Raw genomic sequence first — 418 nt, forward strand, 5'->3', positions numbered from 1 at the left:
CTGCCGCTTGCCCGCCCCACAGCGGGAGTCGGCGAAGGCGGTTGCGTGACAGGGCTCCCCTGGGTGGTTGCCGAAGACGGGAACTGTGGAGACGGAGTTGGCGTCGGCATGGCCGCCACCGACCTCGTTGAGGCCGAAGTAGTACTTGGTGCCGTCGGTGGTCGTGACGATCCAGTACTCGCCATTGTCGTCGCCGTTGGTCCCGCCAGTCCTGCGCTCGACGCGGGTGCCGTCGTCGGTCTGCGCCCGGTAAATCTCGGTGTCGGTCTCGGGATCGCTGCCCGCGGGAGCGTCCCGCACCAGCTCGACGTTCCGGCCTCCCAAGGACATCACCGCGTTGTACGACACCCAACACAGGTCGGACGTCTTGTCCTTCTTGGCCGTGTTGTTGGGGGCGCCCGCGTCCAGGGTCTTGCGG

1 protein-coding gene is annotated in these 418 nt (G+C 67.5%); it reads right to left on the reverse strand.

Translation table 11 applies throughout. From position 1 onward, the window contains the following. Positions 1 to 418 (reverse strand): hypothetical protein (locus LPA54_RS40155; RefSeq protein ID WP_228985365.1); only part of this gene is annotated, 418 nt, incomplete at both ends.

Origin of the sequence: Streptomyces sp. DH12 (assembly GCF_020873895.1) — a bacterium.
Classification (GTDB): domain Bacteria; phylum Actinomycetota; class Actinomycetes; order Streptomycetales; family Streptomycetaceae; genus Streptomyces.